This is a genomic window from Streptomyces sp. NPDC004610 (assembly GCF_040609715.1).
In the GTDB taxonomy this organism is placed as follows: Bacteria; Actinomycetota; Actinomycetes; order Streptomycetales; family Streptomycetaceae; genus Streptomyces.
The window spans coordinates 1-17,144 of sequence record NZ_JBEXLA010000015.1 but is presented as its reverse complement, the minus strand read 5'-3'; the positions used below and the strand labels follow the sequence as shown (position 1 = coordinate 17,144).

Sequence of the window (17,144 nt, the reverse complement as noted above, 5' to 3'; positions counted from 1 at the left end):
GGTGGCGGGGTGAAGCCCGCGCGGGTCGTGCGACCCTGACCTCATGAGTGACGGCCTGCTGGTGATCGTGGACGCGGCGAACGTGGTCGGGTCGGTGCCCGACGGGTGGTGGCGGGACCGGCGGGGGGCGGCGGAGCGGCTGCGGGACCGGCTGGCGGCGGACGGGGTGCCGGGGCGTCAGGGGCCGGTGGAGATCGTGATGGTGGTGGAGGGGGCCGCGCGAGGGGTCGCGTCGGTGGCGGGGGTGCGGGTGGAGGACGCGCCGGGCAGTGGGGACGATCACATGGTGGCGCTGGTCGCGGCTGCGGCGGGGCGGAAGGTGCTGGTGGTGACGGCGGACCGGGAGCTGCGGCGGCGGGTGGTGGAGCTGGGGGCGGAGGTCGCGGGGCCCCGGTCGGTGCGGGGGTAGTCCCGCTGCTGGGGGGGGTCAGCGGAGGCGGGGGTCAGCGGAGGCGGGCGTAGAGGATCGCGCCGTCGACGCGTTCGACCTCCTGGTAGCGGGCGGTGAGCAGACGGCGCAGGGTGGGGACGCGGTGCGGGGCGTAGGGCTTGCCGCGGGAGTCGTCGACGATCAGGGCGGGGGCGTGCGCGGCGAGTTCGGCGCGGAAGACGGGGAGGGTGCCGGGGACCGCGTATGCCTCACCGACCTGGGGGCCGTCCCGGCCGCCGCTGTAGTTGGTGAGGAGTCCGGCGGTGAGATAGCGGGTGGCGGGGGTGCGGTGGGCGAGCCAGTAGGTCTCCGGGTGCATGCCCCAGATCAGGACGGTGTCGCCGGGGGTGGTGCGGCGGGCGGTGGCGTCGGCGAGGCGCTGGGTGTGGGCGAGTTCGGGACGGGGGGCGACCAGGCCCCAGGTGAGGAAGAGGGCGCAGCAGCAGGCGGTGAGGGAGAGGGCGCGGGTGCGGCGGTCGCGGGGGGTGTGCTGGAGGGCGGCGGTGGCCAGCAGGGCGAGCGGGGGCAGGAGTTGCAGATAGTAGTGGCCGAAGAAGTGGAAGCCGGCGCAGACGGCGGCGGCGGAGGCGGCGAGCCAGAGCCACAGGTCGCGGGTGGCGGGGCTCCGGGTGCGGGCGAGGGCGGGGAGCAGTGCGGCGCAGGCGGCGGCGAGGAGGGCGGCGTTGCCCAGGGCGCGGCCCAGGACGTGGAGTTCGGAGCCGGTGAGGGAGGCGTAGGCGCCGGAGCCGGTGACGGTCCAGAAGAGGAAGCCGCCGGGGTCGGTGAGCAGGGCGGCGGCGAGGACGGGCGGGACGGCCCCGGCGGTCAGGGCGAGCAGGGCGCGGCGGTCGGCTGCGGTGGAGCGGTGCCAGAGCCACAGCACCGGCAGCAGCACCGCTCCCCCGGTCTGTTTGACCAGGAAGGCGGCGGCGACCGCGAGGCCCGCCGGGAGCCAGCGGCGGCGGTCGGCGCACCACAGGGCGGCGGCCGTGCAGGGCAGCATGAACACCTCGAACCCGGCGGCCTGGGCGTCCTCGGGGTTCACGCCGATGGAGATCAGCAGATAGAGGACGCCCGCGGTGCGTCCGGCGCGGTCGCCCCAGCGGCGGCGGGCCAGCGACACCAGCAGCACGGCGGTGAGGAGATGGGCGGCGACGGCGAGGACGCGGACGCCGGTGAGGGTGTCGGAGCCGGTGAGCGCGAAGGCGCCCTGGTAGAGCAGGGGCACCAGGGGCGGTTTGCGGTCGACGACGGTCTCGTAGAGCGTGCCGCCGTGGGCGAGCAGGCGGGCCTGGACGGCGAGATAGCCCTCGTCGGGGCTCCACAGGGGGTGGCGGAACGAGGGCAGGCGGGTGAGGCAGGCCAGCGCGGTGAGCGGCGGCAGCAGCCGGGTCCAGTAGCGGCCCGTCCGCGCGGGGGACTCGGCGGGGGTCTCGGCGGGAGACGGGGTCGCGGGGATCGCGGGGATCACGGGGGCGGCGCACACGCTCCGTACGCTATCCGGCCCCGTACGTCCCATCGAAGCAGGACATACGGGGCCGGGAGGGATCGGGGAACGTTACTGCGCGTCAGGTGAGGGTGGGGTGGCGGGCTCGTCCTCGCCGCGGGCCAGGCGGCTGTGGGTGCGGCTGTAGAGGAAGTAGACGATCACCCCGAGGAGCATCCAGCCGCCGAACCGGATCCAGGTCTCGGCGGGCAGGTTCAGCATCAGCCACAGGGACGCGGCGACCGACACGATCGGCAGCCAGGGCACCCAGGGGGTGCGGAAGGAGCGGGGCAGGTCGGGGCGGGTGCGGCGGAGCACGACCACGCCGATGGCGACCACCACGAAGGCGAACAGGGTGCCGATGTTGACCAGTTCGGCCAACTCGCTGAGCGGGGTGAACCCGGCGACGATCGCGATGATCACCCCGAGCAGGATGGTCGGCCGGTACGGGGTCTTGAACCGGGGGTGGACGTAGGAGAAGAAGCGGGGCAGCAGTCCGTCCCGGCTCATCGCGAAGAAGACCCGGGTCTGGCCCAGCAGCAGGATCATGCAGACGGTGGTGAGGCCGACGGCGGCGCCGAAGCTGATCAGCCCGGCGTACCAGGGATGGCCGGTGGCCTTGAAGGCGTCGGCGAGGGGGGCGGTGACGGAGAGTTCGCTGTAGTGCTGCATACCGGTCACCACGATCGACACCGCCACGTACAGCACCGTGCAGATGAACAGGGAGCCGAGGATGCCGCGGGGCATGTCCCGCTGGGGGTTGCGGGTCTCCTCGGCGGCGGTGGCGACGACATCGAAGCCGATGAACGCGAAGAACACCACGGACGCGGCGGTGAAGATGCCCATCACCCCGAAGTTGGAGGGCGCCCAGCCGACCATCAGCTGGATCAGCGGCGCCTGGAGGTCGCCGCCCGCCGGTACCGGCTGGGACTCGGGGATGAACGGGTCGTAGTTGCTGCCGGTGATGAAGAAGGACCCGGCGATGATCACGATGAGCACCACCGCCACCTTGATGGCGACGACGATGGAGGTGATCCGCGCGGACAGCTTCATGCCGAGCACCAGCACGAAGGTGAGGACCAGCACCAGGGCGGCGGCGAGGATGTCGAAGCCGAAGCCCGTCGCCCCGTCCCGGGAGCCGAGCGACGCCGGGAGTTCCCAGCCCGCGTTGGAGAGCAGCGAGGCGATGTAGCCGGACCAGCCGACCGCGACCACCGCCGTGCCGAGCGCGAACTCCAGCACCAGGTCCCAGCCGATGATCCAGGCCGGGAGTTCACCGAGCGAGGCGTAGGAGAAGGTGTAGGCGGAGCCGGCCACCGGGACCGTGGAGGCGAACTCGGCGTAGCACAGCGCGGCCAGCGCGCACACCACACCGGCCACCACGAAGGCGAGGGCCACCGCGGGTCCGGCGTTGTTCTTGGCGACCGTCCCGGTGAGGACGAAGATGCCGGTGCCGATGATGACGCCGACGCCGAAGACCGTCAGGTCCAGTGCCGACAGCGACTTTCTCAGCGCGTGTTCCGGCTCCTCGGTGTCACGGATGGACTGCTCGACCTTCTTCGTCCGGAAGAGGGTGCTGCTCACGGGTGTACCTCCCACGCTTGCCGTCCCCGACATGATCGAGAGGGGGTGGCCTGCGTATGCCCCGGCACGAGCGGCGTCACGCGAATGGGCCGGTTCCACCACCCGTGCCGGGGAGGGAACCGGCCCGTTCGGGTGTCCGTACGGCGTGGCGTCTGGACGGGGCGCGGGAGTCGGTCGCGGGGGTCAGTCCCGGGCGTCGGTCGTGAGGGTCATGGCGGGGGTCAGTCGCGGGCGGCCTCGACCTCATCCGCCGCGGCCTGGCCGTACTTGCCGTCCAGCTTGGCGACCAGGCCGGTGACCTGCCGGGCGATGTCCGGCGCGGTCAGCCCGATCTCGGCCATCACCTCGGCGCGCGAGGCATGGTCGAGGAAGCGGGGCGGGATACCGAAGTCGCGCAGCGGTACATCCACCCCGGCGTCCCTGAGGGCCTGGGCGACGGCGGAGCCGACCCCGCCGACCCGGGAGTTGTCCTCGACGGTGACGACGACGCGGTGCCGCTCGGCCAGCGGGGCGAGGGCCTCGTCCACCGGCTTGACCCAGCGCGGGTCGACGACGGTGGCGGAGATGCCCTGCCGGTCCAGCAGGGTGGCGATGTCCAGGCACATCGGGGCGAGGGCGCCCACGGAGACCAGCAGCACATCGGGGGTCTCGGTGCCGGGCTCGCGCAGTACGTCCATGCCGCCGACGCGGCCGACGGCGGGGACGGCCGGGCCGACGACGCCCTTGGAGTAGCGCAGCACGGTCGGCGCGTCCTCGACGGTGACCGCCTCCCGCAACTGCGTCCGCAGCTGCTCGGCGTCGCGCGGGGCGGCGATCCGGAGGCCCGGCACCACCTGGAGCATGGACATGTCCCACATACCGTTGTGCGAGGCGCCGTCGTCGCCGGTGACGCCCGCCCGGTCCAGGACGAACGTCACTCCGCACCTGTGCAGGGCGACATCCATCAGCACCTGGTCGAAGGCGCGGTTGAGGAAGGTGGCGTACACCGCGAAGACCGGGTGGACGCCGCCGGTGGCGAGACCGGCCGCGGAGACGGCGGCGTGCTGCTCGGCGATGCCGACGTCGTAGATCCGGTCGGGGAACTCCTCGGCGAACTTCTTCAGGCCGACCGGCTGGAGCATGGCGGCGGTGATGGCGACGATGTCCCCGCGCTCGCGCCCCAGCTTGACCATCTCGTCACCGAAGACCGAGGTCCAGCTCGCCGCGGACGCCTTGATGGGGAGGCCGGTGTCGGGGTGGATGGGGCCGATGCCGTGGAAGCGGTCGGCCTCGTCCTGCTCGGCGGGCTCGTAGCCGCGGCCCTTCTCGGTGAGGCAGTGCACGATGACCGGGCCGCCGAACCGTTTGGCCCGGTTCAGCGCGGACTCCAGCGCCTCGATGTCGTGCCCGTCGATCGGGCCGACGTACTTCAGACCGAGGTCCTCGAACATGCCCTGCGGGGCGATGAAGTCCTTGAGGCCCTTCTTGGCGCCGTGCAGGGTGTCGTACAGGGGCCGCCCGACGACCGGGGTGCGCTCCAGCAGGTCCTTGCCCCGGGCGAGGAAGCGCTCATAGCCGTCGGTCGTCCTCAGGGTCGCCAGATGGTTGGCGAGGCCGCCGATGGTGGGCGCGTACGACCGCTCGTTGTCGTTGACGACGATGACCAGGGGGCGGTCGCCGTCGGCGATGTTGTTGAGCGCCTCCCAGGCCATCCCGCCGGTCAGCGCCCCGTCGCCGATCACGGCGACGACATGGTCGTCCCTCTTCAGCAGCTGGTTGGCCTTGGCGAGGCCGTCGGCCCAGCCGAGGACGGTGGAGGCGTGGCTGTTCTCGATCACATCGTGATCGGACTCGGCGCGGGAGGGGTAGCCGGAGAGCCCGCCCTTGGCGCGCAGCCGGCCGAAGTCCTGGCGCCCGGTGATCAGCTTGTGGACATACGCCTGGTGGCCGGTGTCCCAGAGCACCCGGTCCTTGGGCGAGTCGAACACGCGGTGCAGCGCGAGGGTCAGCTCGACCACGCCGAGGTTGGGGCCGAGGTGGCCGCCGGTCTTGGCGACGGCGTCGACCAGGAAGCTCCGGATCTCTCCGGCCAGCTGGTCCAGCTCCTCCGGGCTGAGCCGGTCCAGATCGCGCGGTCCCCTGATGCGGGTCAGCAGCGGCACCCGTGCCTCCTTGCAGTAGAGCTGTTCGAGCTGTTGCCGGGCTCGTCGAGTCTAATCTTCCGCCCCGAGCGCCGACGCCCGGAGAGTGCGTCATACATCACGCGATCGGCTCTACCCATAAGCAGCCTTCCGTATGACATACAGAATCCCCGGCACCGTGTTCGATACCGGGGACTGTATGCGCCTAAGGGGCGAGGGGAACTGCGCGAAGAGCGACCACGACCCGCACTCGCTCCCCTGAGATCAGGCCCTACCCGCCGTCTTCTGCGTACGCCGAGTCACCGAGTCGATGACAACCGTGGTCAACAAGACGCCCGCCGTGATCATGTACTTCACCGGCTCCGCGATCGACTCCAGCTGCAACCCGTACTGGATGGAGACGATCACCAGCACACCCAGCAGCGCGTTCCACGTCCGTCCGCGTCCGCCGAACAGGGACGTGCCGCCGATCACCGCCGCCGCGATGGCGTTCATCAGCAGGTCGCCCGCGCCCGCGCTCTGGTTGGCGGAGGCGATCTTCGACGCCAGGAAGAGACCGCCGATCGCCGCGAACCCGCCGGAGATCGCGAACACCGAGATCCGTACGGCGGTGACATTGATACCGGCCCGGCGGGACGCCTCCACGCTGCCGCCGAGCGCGAAGACCTTGCGCCCGTAGGAGGTGCGCCGCAGCACGAAGTCCGTGGCGACCAGGAACACCAGGAAGATCACGGTGGCCAGCGGCAGCCCCTTGTACTGGTTGTACATAAAGGCCGCGGCGAACGAGATCACCGCGAGCAGCACGGTCCGCAGCAGGGTGTCGCTCATCGGCCGGGACGGCACCCCCGCGGCCTCCCGCCGCCGGTTCCCGAGGAACGACGTCACGAAGAACACGCCGGTGACGACCGCGGCCAGCCCGTACGCGGCGGCGACATCGGTGAAGAAGTACGTCGTGAGGTTGCCGATGAAGCCGTCGCTGTCGAGGTTGATCGTGCCGTTCTCGCCCAGCGTCTGGAGCATGAAGCCGAGCCAGAACAGCAGCCCGGCCAGGGTGACCGCGAAGGCGGGGGCGCCGAGGACCGCGAAGAAGAAGCCGTGCGCCGCGCCGATCAGCGCGCCCGCGCCGATCGCGAAGAGCACCGCGAGCCACTCGGGCCAGCCCTGGTTGACGGCGAGGACGGCCGCGATGGCGCTGGCGGCGCCGCTGACCGAGCCGACGGAGAGGTCGATCTCGCCGAGCAGCAGCACAAAGACGATGCCGACGGAGATCATGCCCGTGCCGACCATGGTGACGGTGATGTCACTGATGTTCTGCGCGGACAGGAACGCGGAGTTCATGCTCTGGAAGACGACACAGATCACGATCAGGCCGATGACGACCGGGATGGAGCCCAGCTCACCGGCGCGGATCTTCCGCTTGAACTCGCCGAGGTACCCGGCGAGGCCCTGCTCGCGCACCAGCAGCCGGGGATCGACGGCGGTCACCGCGGCGGCGGCGGCCTCCGGGTTGTCGACGACCGTGGGCGCCGGTTCGGGCGTCTTGTCGAGGCTGGTCACTTCGATACCTCCCCGGTCGTGCGCGCCGCACGGCGGGTCACGGCATTGTCGGTGGCGCCGGTGATGGCGGAGATGATCTCCTCCTGGGAGGTCGTCTTGACCTCGAAGACGCCGTTGTTGCGGCCCAGGCGCAGCACCGCCACCTTGTCGGCGACGGCCTTGACATCGGCCATGTTGTGGCTGATCAGCAGGACGGCGAGGCCGCGCTCGCGCAGCCGCTCCACCAGGTCGAGCACCTGGGCGGTCTGCTCGACGCCGAGGGCGGCGGTGGGCTCGTCCAGGATGACCAGCTTGGGGGCGCCCAGCATGGAGCGGGCGATGGCCACGGTCTGGCGCTGACCGCCGGAGAGCGAGGCGATCGGGATGCGGACGCTGGGGATGCGGATCGACAGCGTCTGGAGCAGCTCGCGCGAGCGGCGCTCCATCTCGACCTCGTCCAGCACGCCGAAGCGTTTCAGCTCGCGGCCGAGGAAGAGGTTGCCCACGACATCGATGTTGTCGCAGAGGGCGAGGTCCTGGTAGACGGTCGCGATGCCCAGGTGCTGGGCGTCGTGCGGCCGGTTGATGGAGACGGACCGGCCGTCCCACTCGATGGCACCCTCGTCGATGGGGTGGACTCCGGCGATCGTCTTGACCAGGGTGGATTTTCCGGCGCCGTTGTCGCCGACCAGGGCGACCACCTCACCGGCGTGGACCTCAAGCTCGACATCGGTGAGCGCCTGGACGGCACCGAATCGCTTGGAGACCCCGCGCAACGCCAGCACGGGCGTAGCGGTCACGTGAACCATCTCCTTCGCCGCCTGACCCGGCGGAAGGTTTGTGCGAAGACTGGGGGTATGGGGGGGAAGTGTTCCGTCCGGCGCCCCGCACTGGCTTTGCGGGGCTGGAAGCGGGGCGCCGGAGGAGCAGGGGTGCGGCGGTCAGCCGCCGATGCCGGCCGCGTCGCAGGCCGCCTTGTACTTGGCGGTGCAGATCTCGGCGGCGGTGTAGACGCCGTCCTTGATGACGGTGTCGTTGATGTTGTCCGCCGTCAGCGAGGTGACCGGGACCAGGACGGACGGGACGTCGGTGGCGCTGTCGCTGGAGACCTTGTCCTTGGCGATGGCGGCGAGGTCCTCGCCCTTGGCGAGCGCGACGGCCATCTCGGCGGCGGCGTCGGCCTCGGGGGCGTACGGCTTGTAGACGCTCATGAACTGCTCACCGGCGACGATCCGCTGCACGGCGGCCAGCTCGGCGTCCTGGCCGGTGACCGGGACATCGATGCCGGCGGCCTTCAGGGCGGTGATGATGCCGCCGGCCATGCCGTCGTTGGCGGAGTAGACGCCGACGATCTTGTCCTTGCCGATCGCCGAGATCGCCGCCTCCATGTTGGCGTTGGCGTTGTCCGGCGACCATTCCTTGGTGTCGTACTCCTTGCCGATCTCCACCTTGCCGTCGAGGACGGAGTGCGCGCCCTCCTTGAACATGGCGGCGTTCGGGTCGGTGACGGAGCCGTTCATCATGACGATCTGGCCGTCGCCGGCCTTGTCGCCCAGCTCGGCGAGGAGGGCCTCGCCCTGGGTCTTGCCGACCTCGACGTTGTCGAACGAGGTGTAGGCGCTGATCGGGCCCTCGGCGAGGCGGTCGTAGGCGACGACCTCGATACCGGCGTCGACGGCCTTCTGCACGGAGTTCTTGATCGCCTTGGCGTCCACGGCGTCCAGGATCAGCACGTCCACCTTGTTGGTGATCATCGTGTCGACCTGCTGGGCCTGGAGGTTGGCGTCCTGGCGGGCGTTGTTGTACTGGATCTCCGCCTTGTTGTTCGTCAGCTCCTTGATCTTCTTCTCGATCAGGGGCCGGTCGAACTTCTCGTAGCGCGCGGTCTTGTTCTCCGGGAGGAGAAGGCCGACCTTGATGTCATCGCCCTTGGCGGCGGCGGAGCTGCTGGAGTCGCTGCCGGCGCCGTCGGCTTCCTCGGCGCTGCCACAGGCGGCGAGCGAGACGGCCATCGCACCTGCTGCGACGGCTACGGCGGCGCGACGCATACGCGTGTTCACTTCAGAAACCTCCCTGACGAGGCCGCGTCGTTGCGGCCGAGGTGGCTGGAAGTCAACTCGGCCGTACGTACGACGTCAAGAAGTAAATCCTTAACGAGATGGCAACGGTGCCATACGTTATCTAAGTGAAGGCAGGCGCGGAACCGGCCAATGAGCCATCCAGAAGCGCCGAATCACCCATCTCGCCGAGGGCGAGGGCGAGGGCGCCGAGCACCTCGGCCCGGCCGCCGAGTGCCCCGGGGAGTACGGAGAGTTGGCGGGCGGCGCTGGGGATGGCGTAGCGGCCGACGGACTCGCGGATGGGGCCGAGGACCAGCTCACCGGCCTCGGCGAGATCGCCGCCGAGGACGACCCGGCTGGGGTTGAGCAGATTGCAGAGGTTGGCGACCCCGCTGCCGATGTGCCGTCCGACGTCGGCGATGACCCGGCGGCAGCCCGGATCGCCGTCCCGGGCGAGGCGGACCACGGTCTCCATGGTGAGGTCGCCGCCATGGCTGGAGTGCAGCAGCGGGAGGACATAGCGGGCGGCGGTGAAGGTCTCCAGGCAGCCCCGGTTGCCGCAGCGGCAGACCGGGCCGGACTCGTCGAGGGTGATGTGCCCGATCTCCCCGGCGGTGCCGCCGGGTCCCCGGTAGATCTTCCCGTCGATCACCAGACCGGCCCCGACACCGCTGCTGACCTTGATGTACGCCAGATCGCGGACGCCCTTGCCGGCGCCCCAGACCAGTTCTCCGAGGGCGCCGAGATTGGCGTCGTTGTCGATGTGCACCGGGACGCCGAGCCGCCCGCGCAGTTCCTCGGCGGGGCGGGTGCCGGTCCAGCCTGGCAGGATGGCGGTGGAGCCGAGCGTGCCGGACTCCACATCGATCGGCCCGGGTACCCCGAGCCCGAGCCCGGCGATCTTCGTACGGTCCACTCCGGTCGCCGCGATCAGCCGGTTGACCAGGGCTTCCGCCGCGTCGAAGCCCTGTGGCGCGGAGGCGTCCACATCGAGGGGCTCGGCCTCCTCGGCGAGCACCTGGTGGGCGAGGTTGCCGACGGCGACCCTGAGGTGGGTGTGCCCGAAGTCGACGCCGATCACGATCCCGGCGTCCCCGCTCAGGGAGACACTGCGGGCCCGGCGGCCCCCGGCCGAGGTGGGGGTGACCTCGACGGTGCCGCCGTCCTTGAGTTCGCGCACGATGTTGGAGACGGTGGCGGCGGACAGACCGGTGGTCCGGGCGATCTCCGCCTGCGTGAGTGATCCGGCCAGCCGTACGGCCCGTACGACCCGCTCCAGGTTGGCTCGGTGCAGCGACGACTGCGACCCCGGAGTCTCCACGACGACCTCCCGCGCACGGGGTCGCGCCGATGGGACCCCGTCTATGTCCAACTAGTGAACTATTAGCTGACCTGTTTTGGTCACCTCCCGTCAAGAGGTTGAACTTGATCCCCGTCGCCGGACATGCCTGACACGCCGCTGCCCTGGGCGGGGAGCGGCGTGTCATTAACCGTTTGCGGAGTGTCACTTCATGGCGTTACCGGCGGGTCACTTCAGGGCGCCCGCCGTGAGCCCCTGGACGACCTGGCGCTGGAAGACGATGTACGCGGCCAGCACCGGCAGCATCGCCATCACCAGCCCGGCGAAGAGCCCGGACCAGTCGCCCTTGTAGCCCTGGCTGACGGCGAGCTGGACCAGGCCCTGGGTGAGGACGCGTTTGTCGGGGTCGGTGTTGAGGACCGTGGGCAGCATGTACTGGTTCCACTGCCCGAGGAAGTTGAAGATCCCGACACTCACCAGCCCCGGCTTGGCCATCGGCAGCATGATCTGGAAGAACGTCCGCGAGTGCGAGGCGCCGTCGACGAAGGCGGCTTCCGCGATCGAGGTCGGCAGGGTGCGGAAGAACGCGGTCAGGAAGAACACCGTGAAGGGCAGCGAGTAGGCGATGTAGACCAGGATCAGCCCGTGGATGGTGTTCAGCAGGCCCATGTTGTTGACCACGTAGAACAGGGGGACCAGGGCCAGCATGATGGGGAAGCTCATCCCGCCGACGAACAGGTAGTAGAGGAACCGGTTGCCGGGGAACTCGAAGCGGGCCAGCACATAGGCGGCCATGGAGCCGAGCAGCAGGGTGCCGATGAGCGAACCCCCCACCACCAGGACGGTGTTGAGGAAGTAGTCGCTCATATTGGCCTCGGTCCAGGCCCGCGACCAGTTGTCGAAGTGCAGCCGGTCGGGGAGCGACCAGGGCGAGGAGAAGATCGAGCGGTCGTCCTTGAAGGAGGTCATCACCGCCCACAGCAGCGGCATCACCACCATGATCGCCCAGATGATCAGGACGCCATGGGAGAAGACATTGAGGACGGAGCCGTCCTTCTTCTTCTTGACGGGCGGACCCGCCGACGGGGTGCCCCCGCCGTCGGTCTTGGCGAGGGTCACGGCACCGGATCCGACGGGCTCGGCGGGGGGCCCGGCAGCAGGGCTCTGGGTCGTCTTCATCTGTCTCAGTACTCCAGCCGCTCGCGCCGGCCCAGCCGCATCACGGCGGCGGCGAACACCAGGGTGACGACGAGCAGGGCGACGCCGATGGTGGTGGCGTAGGCGGCCTGACCGTCCCGGAACGCCTTCTGGTAGACGTACAGGACCATCACGGTGGTCGAGTAGTCGGGGCCGCCGGGGCCGACCGTCATGATCTGCACGACGGCGAAGGACTCGGCGCCCAGGGCGAGGATGCCCATATAGACCCAGCCGGACTGCACGGTGTCCCACAGCAGCGGCAGGGTCACCTTGAAGAAGGTGGTGGCCCGCCCGGCGCCGTCCAGCAGCGCCGCCTCGTACATCTCCGCCGGGATGGAGGCCATGCCCGCGGAGAAGAGGACCACGAAGAACCCGACCGTGGACCACACCAGCACCGCCATCACGGCCCACAGCGCCAGATTGGGGTCACCGAGCCAGAGCGGCTGGATGCCGTCCAGCCCGATCCCCCGCAGGACGGAGTTGATGGCGCCGCTGTCCGGGTTGTACGCGAAGGCGAACAGCAGGGCCACGATCGCGATGGACAGCACCTGCGGGAAGAAGTACACGATCTTGTAGAAGGACGAGCCCCGGACCCCCGTGATCGCGGGCCCGCCCTTCCGCTTCCGGCCGCCCACATTGATCATGAAGGCGAAGAACAGCGCCAGGCCGATCGTCACCAGCGGCACCAGCAGCGCGAACAGCAGGCTGTGCTGCAACGACTTCCAGAAGATCTCGTCGTCGAGCATTCTTTCGTAGTTGTCGAAGCCGACCATCTTGAAGTCGGGACTCAGGCCGGTCCAGTCCGTGAACGAGTAGTAGATGGACTGGATGAACGGCCAGACGACGAAGAGGGCGTACAGCGCGAGGGGTGCCGCGAGGAACCCCACGATGAACCGGTACTTGCCGTGCTGCATTGCTACCGACCCCGATCTGTGCGCGGGTGCCGCCGCTGGTGACGGATCCTCACCTGATCACTACCGCCCTACTGGTGCTTGTAGTGCTTGATGGAGTCGTCCTTGGCGGCCTCGTCGGCATAGCCCTGGATCTTGTTGATGGCCTCCGCCGGGGTGAGCCGCCCCGCCATCATCTCCCCGAGCCCGCCGACACCGATCTGCTCCTTCTGGAGCTTCACGTACCAGTCCTGGAGCCGCGGGTTCACCACGTTGTCCCCGGCGAGGTCCAGCGCCGCCACACCCGACTTCAGCCCCGGGGTCAGCTCGACCCCGTCCGTGCCGCCGTCGTAGGCGGTCAGCGACTTCACCTTGCCGGTGAAGTTCTTGGACGACGCCTCGCTGAGCATGATCCTCAGCTGCTCCATGCCGCCGGGGGCGTTCTTCGCCTGGGCCGGGACGATGAAGGGCTCACCGCCGGACGCCCAGATGGTGCCGAAGGGCATCTTGTCGGAGCTGTCGATGCCGGTCGGCGCGGAGACGGCGAGGTTGAAGTCGGCGGGGATCACGTTCGCCGACTCGTTCTCCACCCAGGAGCCGTTCGGCAGGAACAGCGCCTTGCCCTCGGCCCACGCGGTCTGCGACTGGATGTGGTCGAGCCCCGGGGTGCCCTTGAGTACATATCCCTTGGCCTGGAGCTCGTAGTACGCCTCGAAGCAGGTCTTGACGGCCGGGTGCTTCCAGGCGTTCGGCTCCAGGTTGTCGATGGCGTCCAGCACCTCCCGCCCACCGACCTTGCCGATCATCGGGTACAGCGAGAACGGGATGTAGTACGGGTACTTGCCCGCGTACGTCCAGCCCGCGATGCCCTTCTTCTTGGCGGCGGCGCAGACGGCGAGCATCTCGTCCCAGGTCTGCGGGTACTCGACCTCCAGCGAGTCCAGCGCCTTCTGCGAGTACCAGACGCCGTAGACCGTGTAGGCGTAGTACAGGATCCACACCGGGTCGCCGTCGAACTGGCCCATCTCCACGATGCCGGGGCGCAGGGTGTCGCGGACCTTCTTCGCCGGGTCGTCGTACGAGGCGGCGTCCAGCAGCGGGGTGAGGTCGGTGAGCTGGTTCTTGCCGACCAGCACACCCATGTCCATCTGCTCGGCGCCGGAGTTGTCGATCAGGTCCGGCGGGCTGCCCTGGTTGAAGCGGGGCTGGAGGGTGGACTGGATCTTCTGGGTGGCGGAGAACTTGACGGCGGCCTCGGGGAAGGCGGTCTCGTAGATCTTGACCGCGTCCTCGGCGTACTCCTTGCCGAAGCCGCCGTCGAAGAGGACGAACTCCATCCCGGCGGAGTTGTTGACCCCGAGCGGGTTCTTGTCGGTCTTCTCCCCGGACTCGGCCTTCTCCTGACTGTCCCCGCCACCGCCGCTGGCACACGCGGAGAGGAAGCTCATCGTGGGGACGGTGATCAGGCCGAGCGCGGCGGAGCGCTTGATGAGGTTGCGGCGACCGACGCCACGCTCTTCACTCCGGTTCTCGTGGTGGGGCTCGCTGTGGTGCTCGTTCTGGTTCTCGTTCACGCCGGAAAGGGATCCCATGCTCAAGTCCTCGCCTTCTCCAGGACTCAGGCGGTGAACCGGATCACTTGCCGGGCACCGCGATCGGGTCGAGCTGGTTCGTGCACGAAGGGTGGTGCGGGAAGAGTGGTGCGGGAAATGGGGGGTGTGCAGGGCTTACGGGCTTGCGGGGCGTACGGGCCGTGCGTGGTCGTTCTCGTGGTCCTGCTCGTGATTCGAGGGTCGTACGAGACGCACCGAAACAGTGCGTGACATGCCGCGTTCCCCAGGACGAACACCGCCTGGTGGCCGACAGGTATAGTCCACTTCCGGGGGCCGGAGCAAGATCGAGCGCAGGGTTCGACGGTGGTCTTTTCCGAGTTGAGACCTCCCCGACATGTGCGATCACTGTGGACGACCTGAGCCCGTCCGCCTCCTTTTCCGTTCCGCTTCGCCATCCGGGTCACCGGCCAGCGGATTCCGGTCACCGACGATCGGACTGCGGCGAGGGCGAGTCCGGAGGGCTCGGAGGACCCGGTGAGTCCGGCAAACCCGGCGAGTCCGGTGAACCCTGTGAGCCCGGCGAGCCCTGTGAGCCCGGCGAGCCCTGTGAGCCCGGCGAGCCCTGTGAGCCCGGCGAGCCCGGCGGCGACCGGAGCCGATGTGGACCCTCACCCCCCGTCGATCACCGATGAAACGGCTGGCAATCCCCTGTGAAATGGGGCGCTTCTCTCATAGGAAGCCGAGCTACCTTCAAACGGATAGATTCATCCATTTCACAGGAGGCTCCCCCATGTCCGCATCCCTCGCGGCCAGGAACATCGCCGGTGTCGTGCTCCTCGGACTCGGACTCGCCGTCAGTTCCACCGGGACCCCGGCCGTGGCGGCCACCGCCGCGGCGCAGCTCGGCCCCTGCCCCACGCCGACCGAGGCGCCCGGAGTCACCGGGCCGATCCCGGTCGCCAGCTCGGTGAAGCCGACGGACACCAGCACCAGCACGGTGATCGTCCCGGACGGCCCGCAGATGCAGTGCAGCACCACCCCGCCGACGCTCCACGAGGACATCACCTACTCCACCCCCACCACCAACGGAGTGGAGACGGACCTCCAGCTGGACCTCCAGGTCCCGGCCACCCCGGGTGACAAGCCGCTGGTCGTCTACCTCACCGGCGGCGGCTTCGTCACCGCGAACAAGACCGCCAACCTGGGCCAGCGCACCTATGTGGCGGACCAGGGCTACGCGGTCGCCAGCATCGAGTACCGCACCACGCGGACCAGCGGGGCCACGTACGAGGACGGCCTCGCCGATGTGAAGTCCGCGATCCGCTATCTGCGGGCGCATGCCGACGAGTACGGCATCGACGCCGACAAGGTCGCCGTCTGGGGGCAGTCGGCGGGCGGGTACCTCGCGGCCATGGCCGGGGCCACGAACGGGATCAAGCGGTTCGACATAGGCGAGAACCTGAACCAGAGCAGTTCCGTGCAGGCCGTCGTGGACGAGTTCGGCGCGAGCAACCTGGCCGCCGTCGCCGACGACTTCGACGCCGCGACGAAGGCGACGTACATGGCACCCGGCAGCTTCATCAACAACTATGTCTTCGGGGTCGGTTCGACCCAGACCGTGGCGACGAACCCCGCCGCGAACCGGGCCGCGAACCCCGCGACCTATCTGCGCAGGTCCTCGTCGGCCCCGGTCATCCTGCTCCAGGGCGACCAGGACCAGATCATCTCGCCCAGTCAGTCCCTCATCTACCTCAACGACCTCAAGGCCAAGGGCGTCGAGGCGACCCGCTATGTCGTCCAGGGCGGCAACCACGGCGACATGTCGTTCCTCGGCGACCCGGACGCCGGCCAGCAGTGGTCCACGCAGAAGGTGATGGACGTGATCACGGGCTTCCTGGACAAGAAGATCGACCGCTAGGCCCCGCGCTTGCCGGTCGCGGTGGTGTCCGCCACCGGCAAGCGTGATCGTCGAAGACTGCCCGACCAGGACACTGCGGCGGCGTGCTCGCCTCGGCGTGGATACCGGCGGCCCACTCCTTGTACATGACAAAGGTGGTTGACCTGATGCGATCGACCCGTACGATCCTGGCTCTGGCCGCGGGTGCTCTGGCCCCGGTGCTGCTGTTCACCACGCCGTCCCTGGCCGCGCCCGCACCGGCCGCGCCCGCGATCACCGTCGCGACGGCGGACTCTCCCTACGACGAGATGGACGCGGACGACCTGCGGGTCGAGATATTCCGGATCCTCGCCGACCCGGACAGCGGCCGACGCGTCATCGCGGAAGCGAACGCCCTCCTCGACAACGGCACCGTGGAGGAGATGCGCGCCTGGCTGGAGACGGGCTATCGCCTCGCCCAGGCCGAGGACGACCGGGTCGCCATCTTCCGGATCCTCGCCGACCCCACCATCAGCGCCGCCCTGCGCGCCGCCGCCAACGCCGCCCTCACCGACGGCACCCCGGAGGCGCTGCGGCACTTCCTGGAGGTCGGGCGGTACGAGGTCGGCTGACGACCGATCCGGAATCACGACGGATGACAGATGACGGGCGGCGGGCGGCGGGCGGCGGGCAACCGGGTCCCGCCGCCCGTTCATCGTCCCTGTGCATGTCCATGCGCCAGGACCACGGACATCACGAACGCGAAGACGGACGACCAGACGAGGAGCATGAGGGCTCCGCTCCAGAGGAGGCCATCGGAACTCCTGGGTGGCCGGGCCTTCTCCTCGGTGGTCGGGGGCGGTTCAGTCACGGGTGAGGCCCGTGGGCGGGGCGGGGACGAGGCCCGCCGGGAGGTGGGTGCGGCGGGCGAGTCGGGCCCGGATCAGACGATCCCGCTCCGGGCGGCGGATGTTGTCGGGGTCGGCGGTCCAGGGGCGGCCGGGTTCCAGGGGGCGCAGGAGGTAGCCGACGACCTCGCCGATGTCGTCGGTGGCGGTGTCGAGGACGGTTTCGCCGGTGAGGGGTCGGTGGGGGCGGTCGGCGAGGATGCT

At 69.6% G+C, this 17,144-nt stretch carries 14 protein-coding genes; 3 read left to right on the top strand and 11 right to left on the bottom strand.

What is annotated here, in order from left to right; genetic code table 11:
* The first annotated feature begins 43 nt into the window (after positions 1-43).
* A complete protein-coding gene (locus tag ABZX40_RS18465) occupies positions 44-409 on the top strand; it encodes an NTP pyrophosphohydrolase (protein WP_355750772.1) in 366 nt (121 codons plus the stop codon).
* 34 nt (positions 410-443) lie between these two features.
* On the opposite strand, the gene ABZX40_RS18460 is transcribed toward ABZX40_RS18465, so the two are convergent.
* The 10 genes from ABZX40_RS18460 to ngcE all read right to left on the bottom strand — a co-directional run bounded on the left by ABZX40_RS18460 (position 444) and on the right by ngcE (position 14,195).
* On the bottom strand, positions 444-1,949 hold the full coding sequence (locus tag ABZX40_RS18460; RefSeq protein WP_355750769.1) for a glycosyltransferase family 39 protein: 1,506 nt from the start codon (positions 1,947-1,949) through the stop codon (positions 444-446).
* 39 nt (positions 1,950-1,988) lie between these two features.
* The gene (locus tag ABZX40_RS18455) at positions 1,989-3,500 is read right to left on the bottom strand and encodes an amino acid permease (protein WP_355750766.1); all 1,512 of its coding nucleotides are present in this window, start codon (positions 3,498-3,500) and stop codon (positions 1,989-1,991) included.
* A gap of 221 nt (positions 3,501-3,721) precedes the next feature.
* A complete protein-coding gene (dxs, locus tag ABZX40_RS18450) occupies positions 3,722-5,641 on the bottom strand; it encodes a 1-deoxy-D-xylulose-5-phosphate synthase (protein WP_355750763.1) in 1,920 nt (639 codons plus the stop codon).
* A 243-nt stretch (positions 5,642-5,884) separates the two neighbouring features.
* Positions 5,885-7,177 (bottom strand): sugar ABC transporter permease, encoded by a 1,293-nt coding sequence (locus tag ABZX40_RS18445; RefSeq protein WP_355750760.1) that lies wholly within the window; start codon positions 7,175-7,177, stop codon positions 5,885-5,887.
* Positions 7,174-7,965 (bottom strand): ATP-binding cassette domain-containing protein, encoded by a 792-nt coding sequence (locus ABZX40_RS18440; protein WP_355750757.1) that lies wholly within the window; start codon positions 7,963-7,965, stop codon positions 7,174-7,176. Before ABZX40_RS18440 ends, ABZX40_RS18445 begins: the two co-directional genes overlap by 4 nt.
* Positions 7,966-8,097: 132 nt before the next feature.
* Positions 8,098-9,204, bottom strand: coding sequence for a substrate-binding domain-containing protein (locus ABZX40_RS18435; protein ID WP_355750783.1), 1,107 nt, complete (start codon positions 9,202-9,204; stop codon positions 8,098-8,100).
* A gap of 133 nt (positions 9,205-9,337) precedes the next feature.
* Positions 9,338-10,537, bottom strand: a complete 1,200-nt coding sequence (locus ABZX40_RS18430) for an ROK family transcriptional regulator (protein WP_355750754.1) — start codon at positions 10,535-10,537, stop codon at positions 9,338-9,340.
* 207 nt (positions 10,538-10,744) lie between these two features.
* A complete protein-coding gene (locus ABZX40_RS18425; RefSeq protein ID WP_355750752.1) occupies positions 10,745-11,695 on the bottom strand; it encodes a carbohydrate ABC transporter permease in 951 nt (316 codons plus the stop codon).
* A gap of 5 nt (positions 11,696-11,700) precedes the next feature.
* A complete protein-coding gene (locus tag ABZX40_RS18420) occupies positions 11,701-12,627 on the bottom strand; it encodes a sugar ABC transporter permease (RefSeq protein WP_355750749.1) in 927 nt (308 codons plus the stop codon).
* Positions 12,628-12,695: 68 nt separating this feature from the next.
* Entirely contained in the window at positions 12,696-14,195 is a 1,500-nt protein-coding gene (gene ngcE, locus ABZX40_RS18415) for an N-acetylglucosamine/diacetylchitobiose ABC transporter substrate-binding protein (RefSeq protein WP_355750746.1), read from the bottom strand.
* A 751-nt stretch (positions 14,196-14,946) separates the two neighbouring features.
* On the opposite strand from ngcE, the gene ABZX40_RS18410 reads away from it, so the two are divergent.
* On the top strand, positions 14,947-16,074 hold the full coding sequence (locus tag ABZX40_RS18410) for an alpha/beta hydrolase (protein WP_355750743.1): 1,128 nt from the start codon (positions 14,947-14,949) through the stop codon (positions 16,072-16,074).
* A gap of 146 nt (positions 16,075-16,220) precedes the next feature.
* Complete coding sequence (locus ABZX40_RS18405) at positions 16,221-16,664, top strand: ALF repeat-containing protein (RefSeq protein WP_355750740.1); 444 nt, start codon at positions 16,221-16,223, stop codon at positions 16,662-16,664.
* 231 nt (positions 16,665-16,895) lie between these two features.
* On the opposite strand, the gene ABZX40_RS18400 is transcribed toward ABZX40_RS18405, so the two are convergent.
* The coding region (locus tag ABZX40_RS18400) for a hypothetical protein (RefSeq protein WP_355741705.1) at positions 16,896-17,144 on the bottom strand (249 nt) is incomplete at its 5' end.

Coding starts and splice junctions, on each gene's coding strand:
- ABZX40_RS18405 (WP_355750740.1), top strand. CDS start 16,221: ATGCGATCGACCCGTACGATCCTGGCTCTGGCCGCGGGTGCTCTGGCC.
- ABZX40_RS18425 (WP_355750752.1), bottom strand. CDS start 11,695: ATGAAGACGACCCAGAGCCCTGCTGCCGGGCCCCCCGCCGAGCCCGTC.
- ABZX40_RS18440 (WP_355750757.1), bottom strand. CDS start 7,965: ATGGTTCACGTGACCGCTACGCCCGTGCTGGCGTTGCGCGGGGTCTCC.
- ABZX40_RS18435 (WP_355750783.1), bottom strand. CDS start 9,204: ATGCGTCGCGCCGCCGTAGCCGTCGCAGCAGGTGCGATGGCCGTCTCG.
- ABZX40_RS18460 (WP_355750769.1), bottom strand. CDS start 1,949: ATGGGACGTACGGGGCCGGATAGCGTACGGAGCGTGTGCGCCGCCCCC.
- ABZX40_RS18465 (WP_355750772.1), top strand. CDS start 44: ATGAGTGACGGCCTGCTGGTGATCGTGGACGCGGCGAACGTGGTCGGG.
- ABZX40_RS18410 (WP_355750743.1), top strand. CDS start 14,947: ATGTCCGCATCCCTCGCGGCCAGGAACATCGCCGGTGTCGTGCTCCTC.
- ngcE (WP_355750746.1), bottom strand. CDS start 14,195: ATGGGATCCCTTTCCGGCGTGAACGAGAACCAGAACGAGCACCACAGC.
- ABZX40_RS18420 (WP_355750749.1), bottom strand. CDS start 12,627: ATGCAGCACGGCAAGTACCGGTTCATCGTGGGGTTCCTCGCGGCACCC.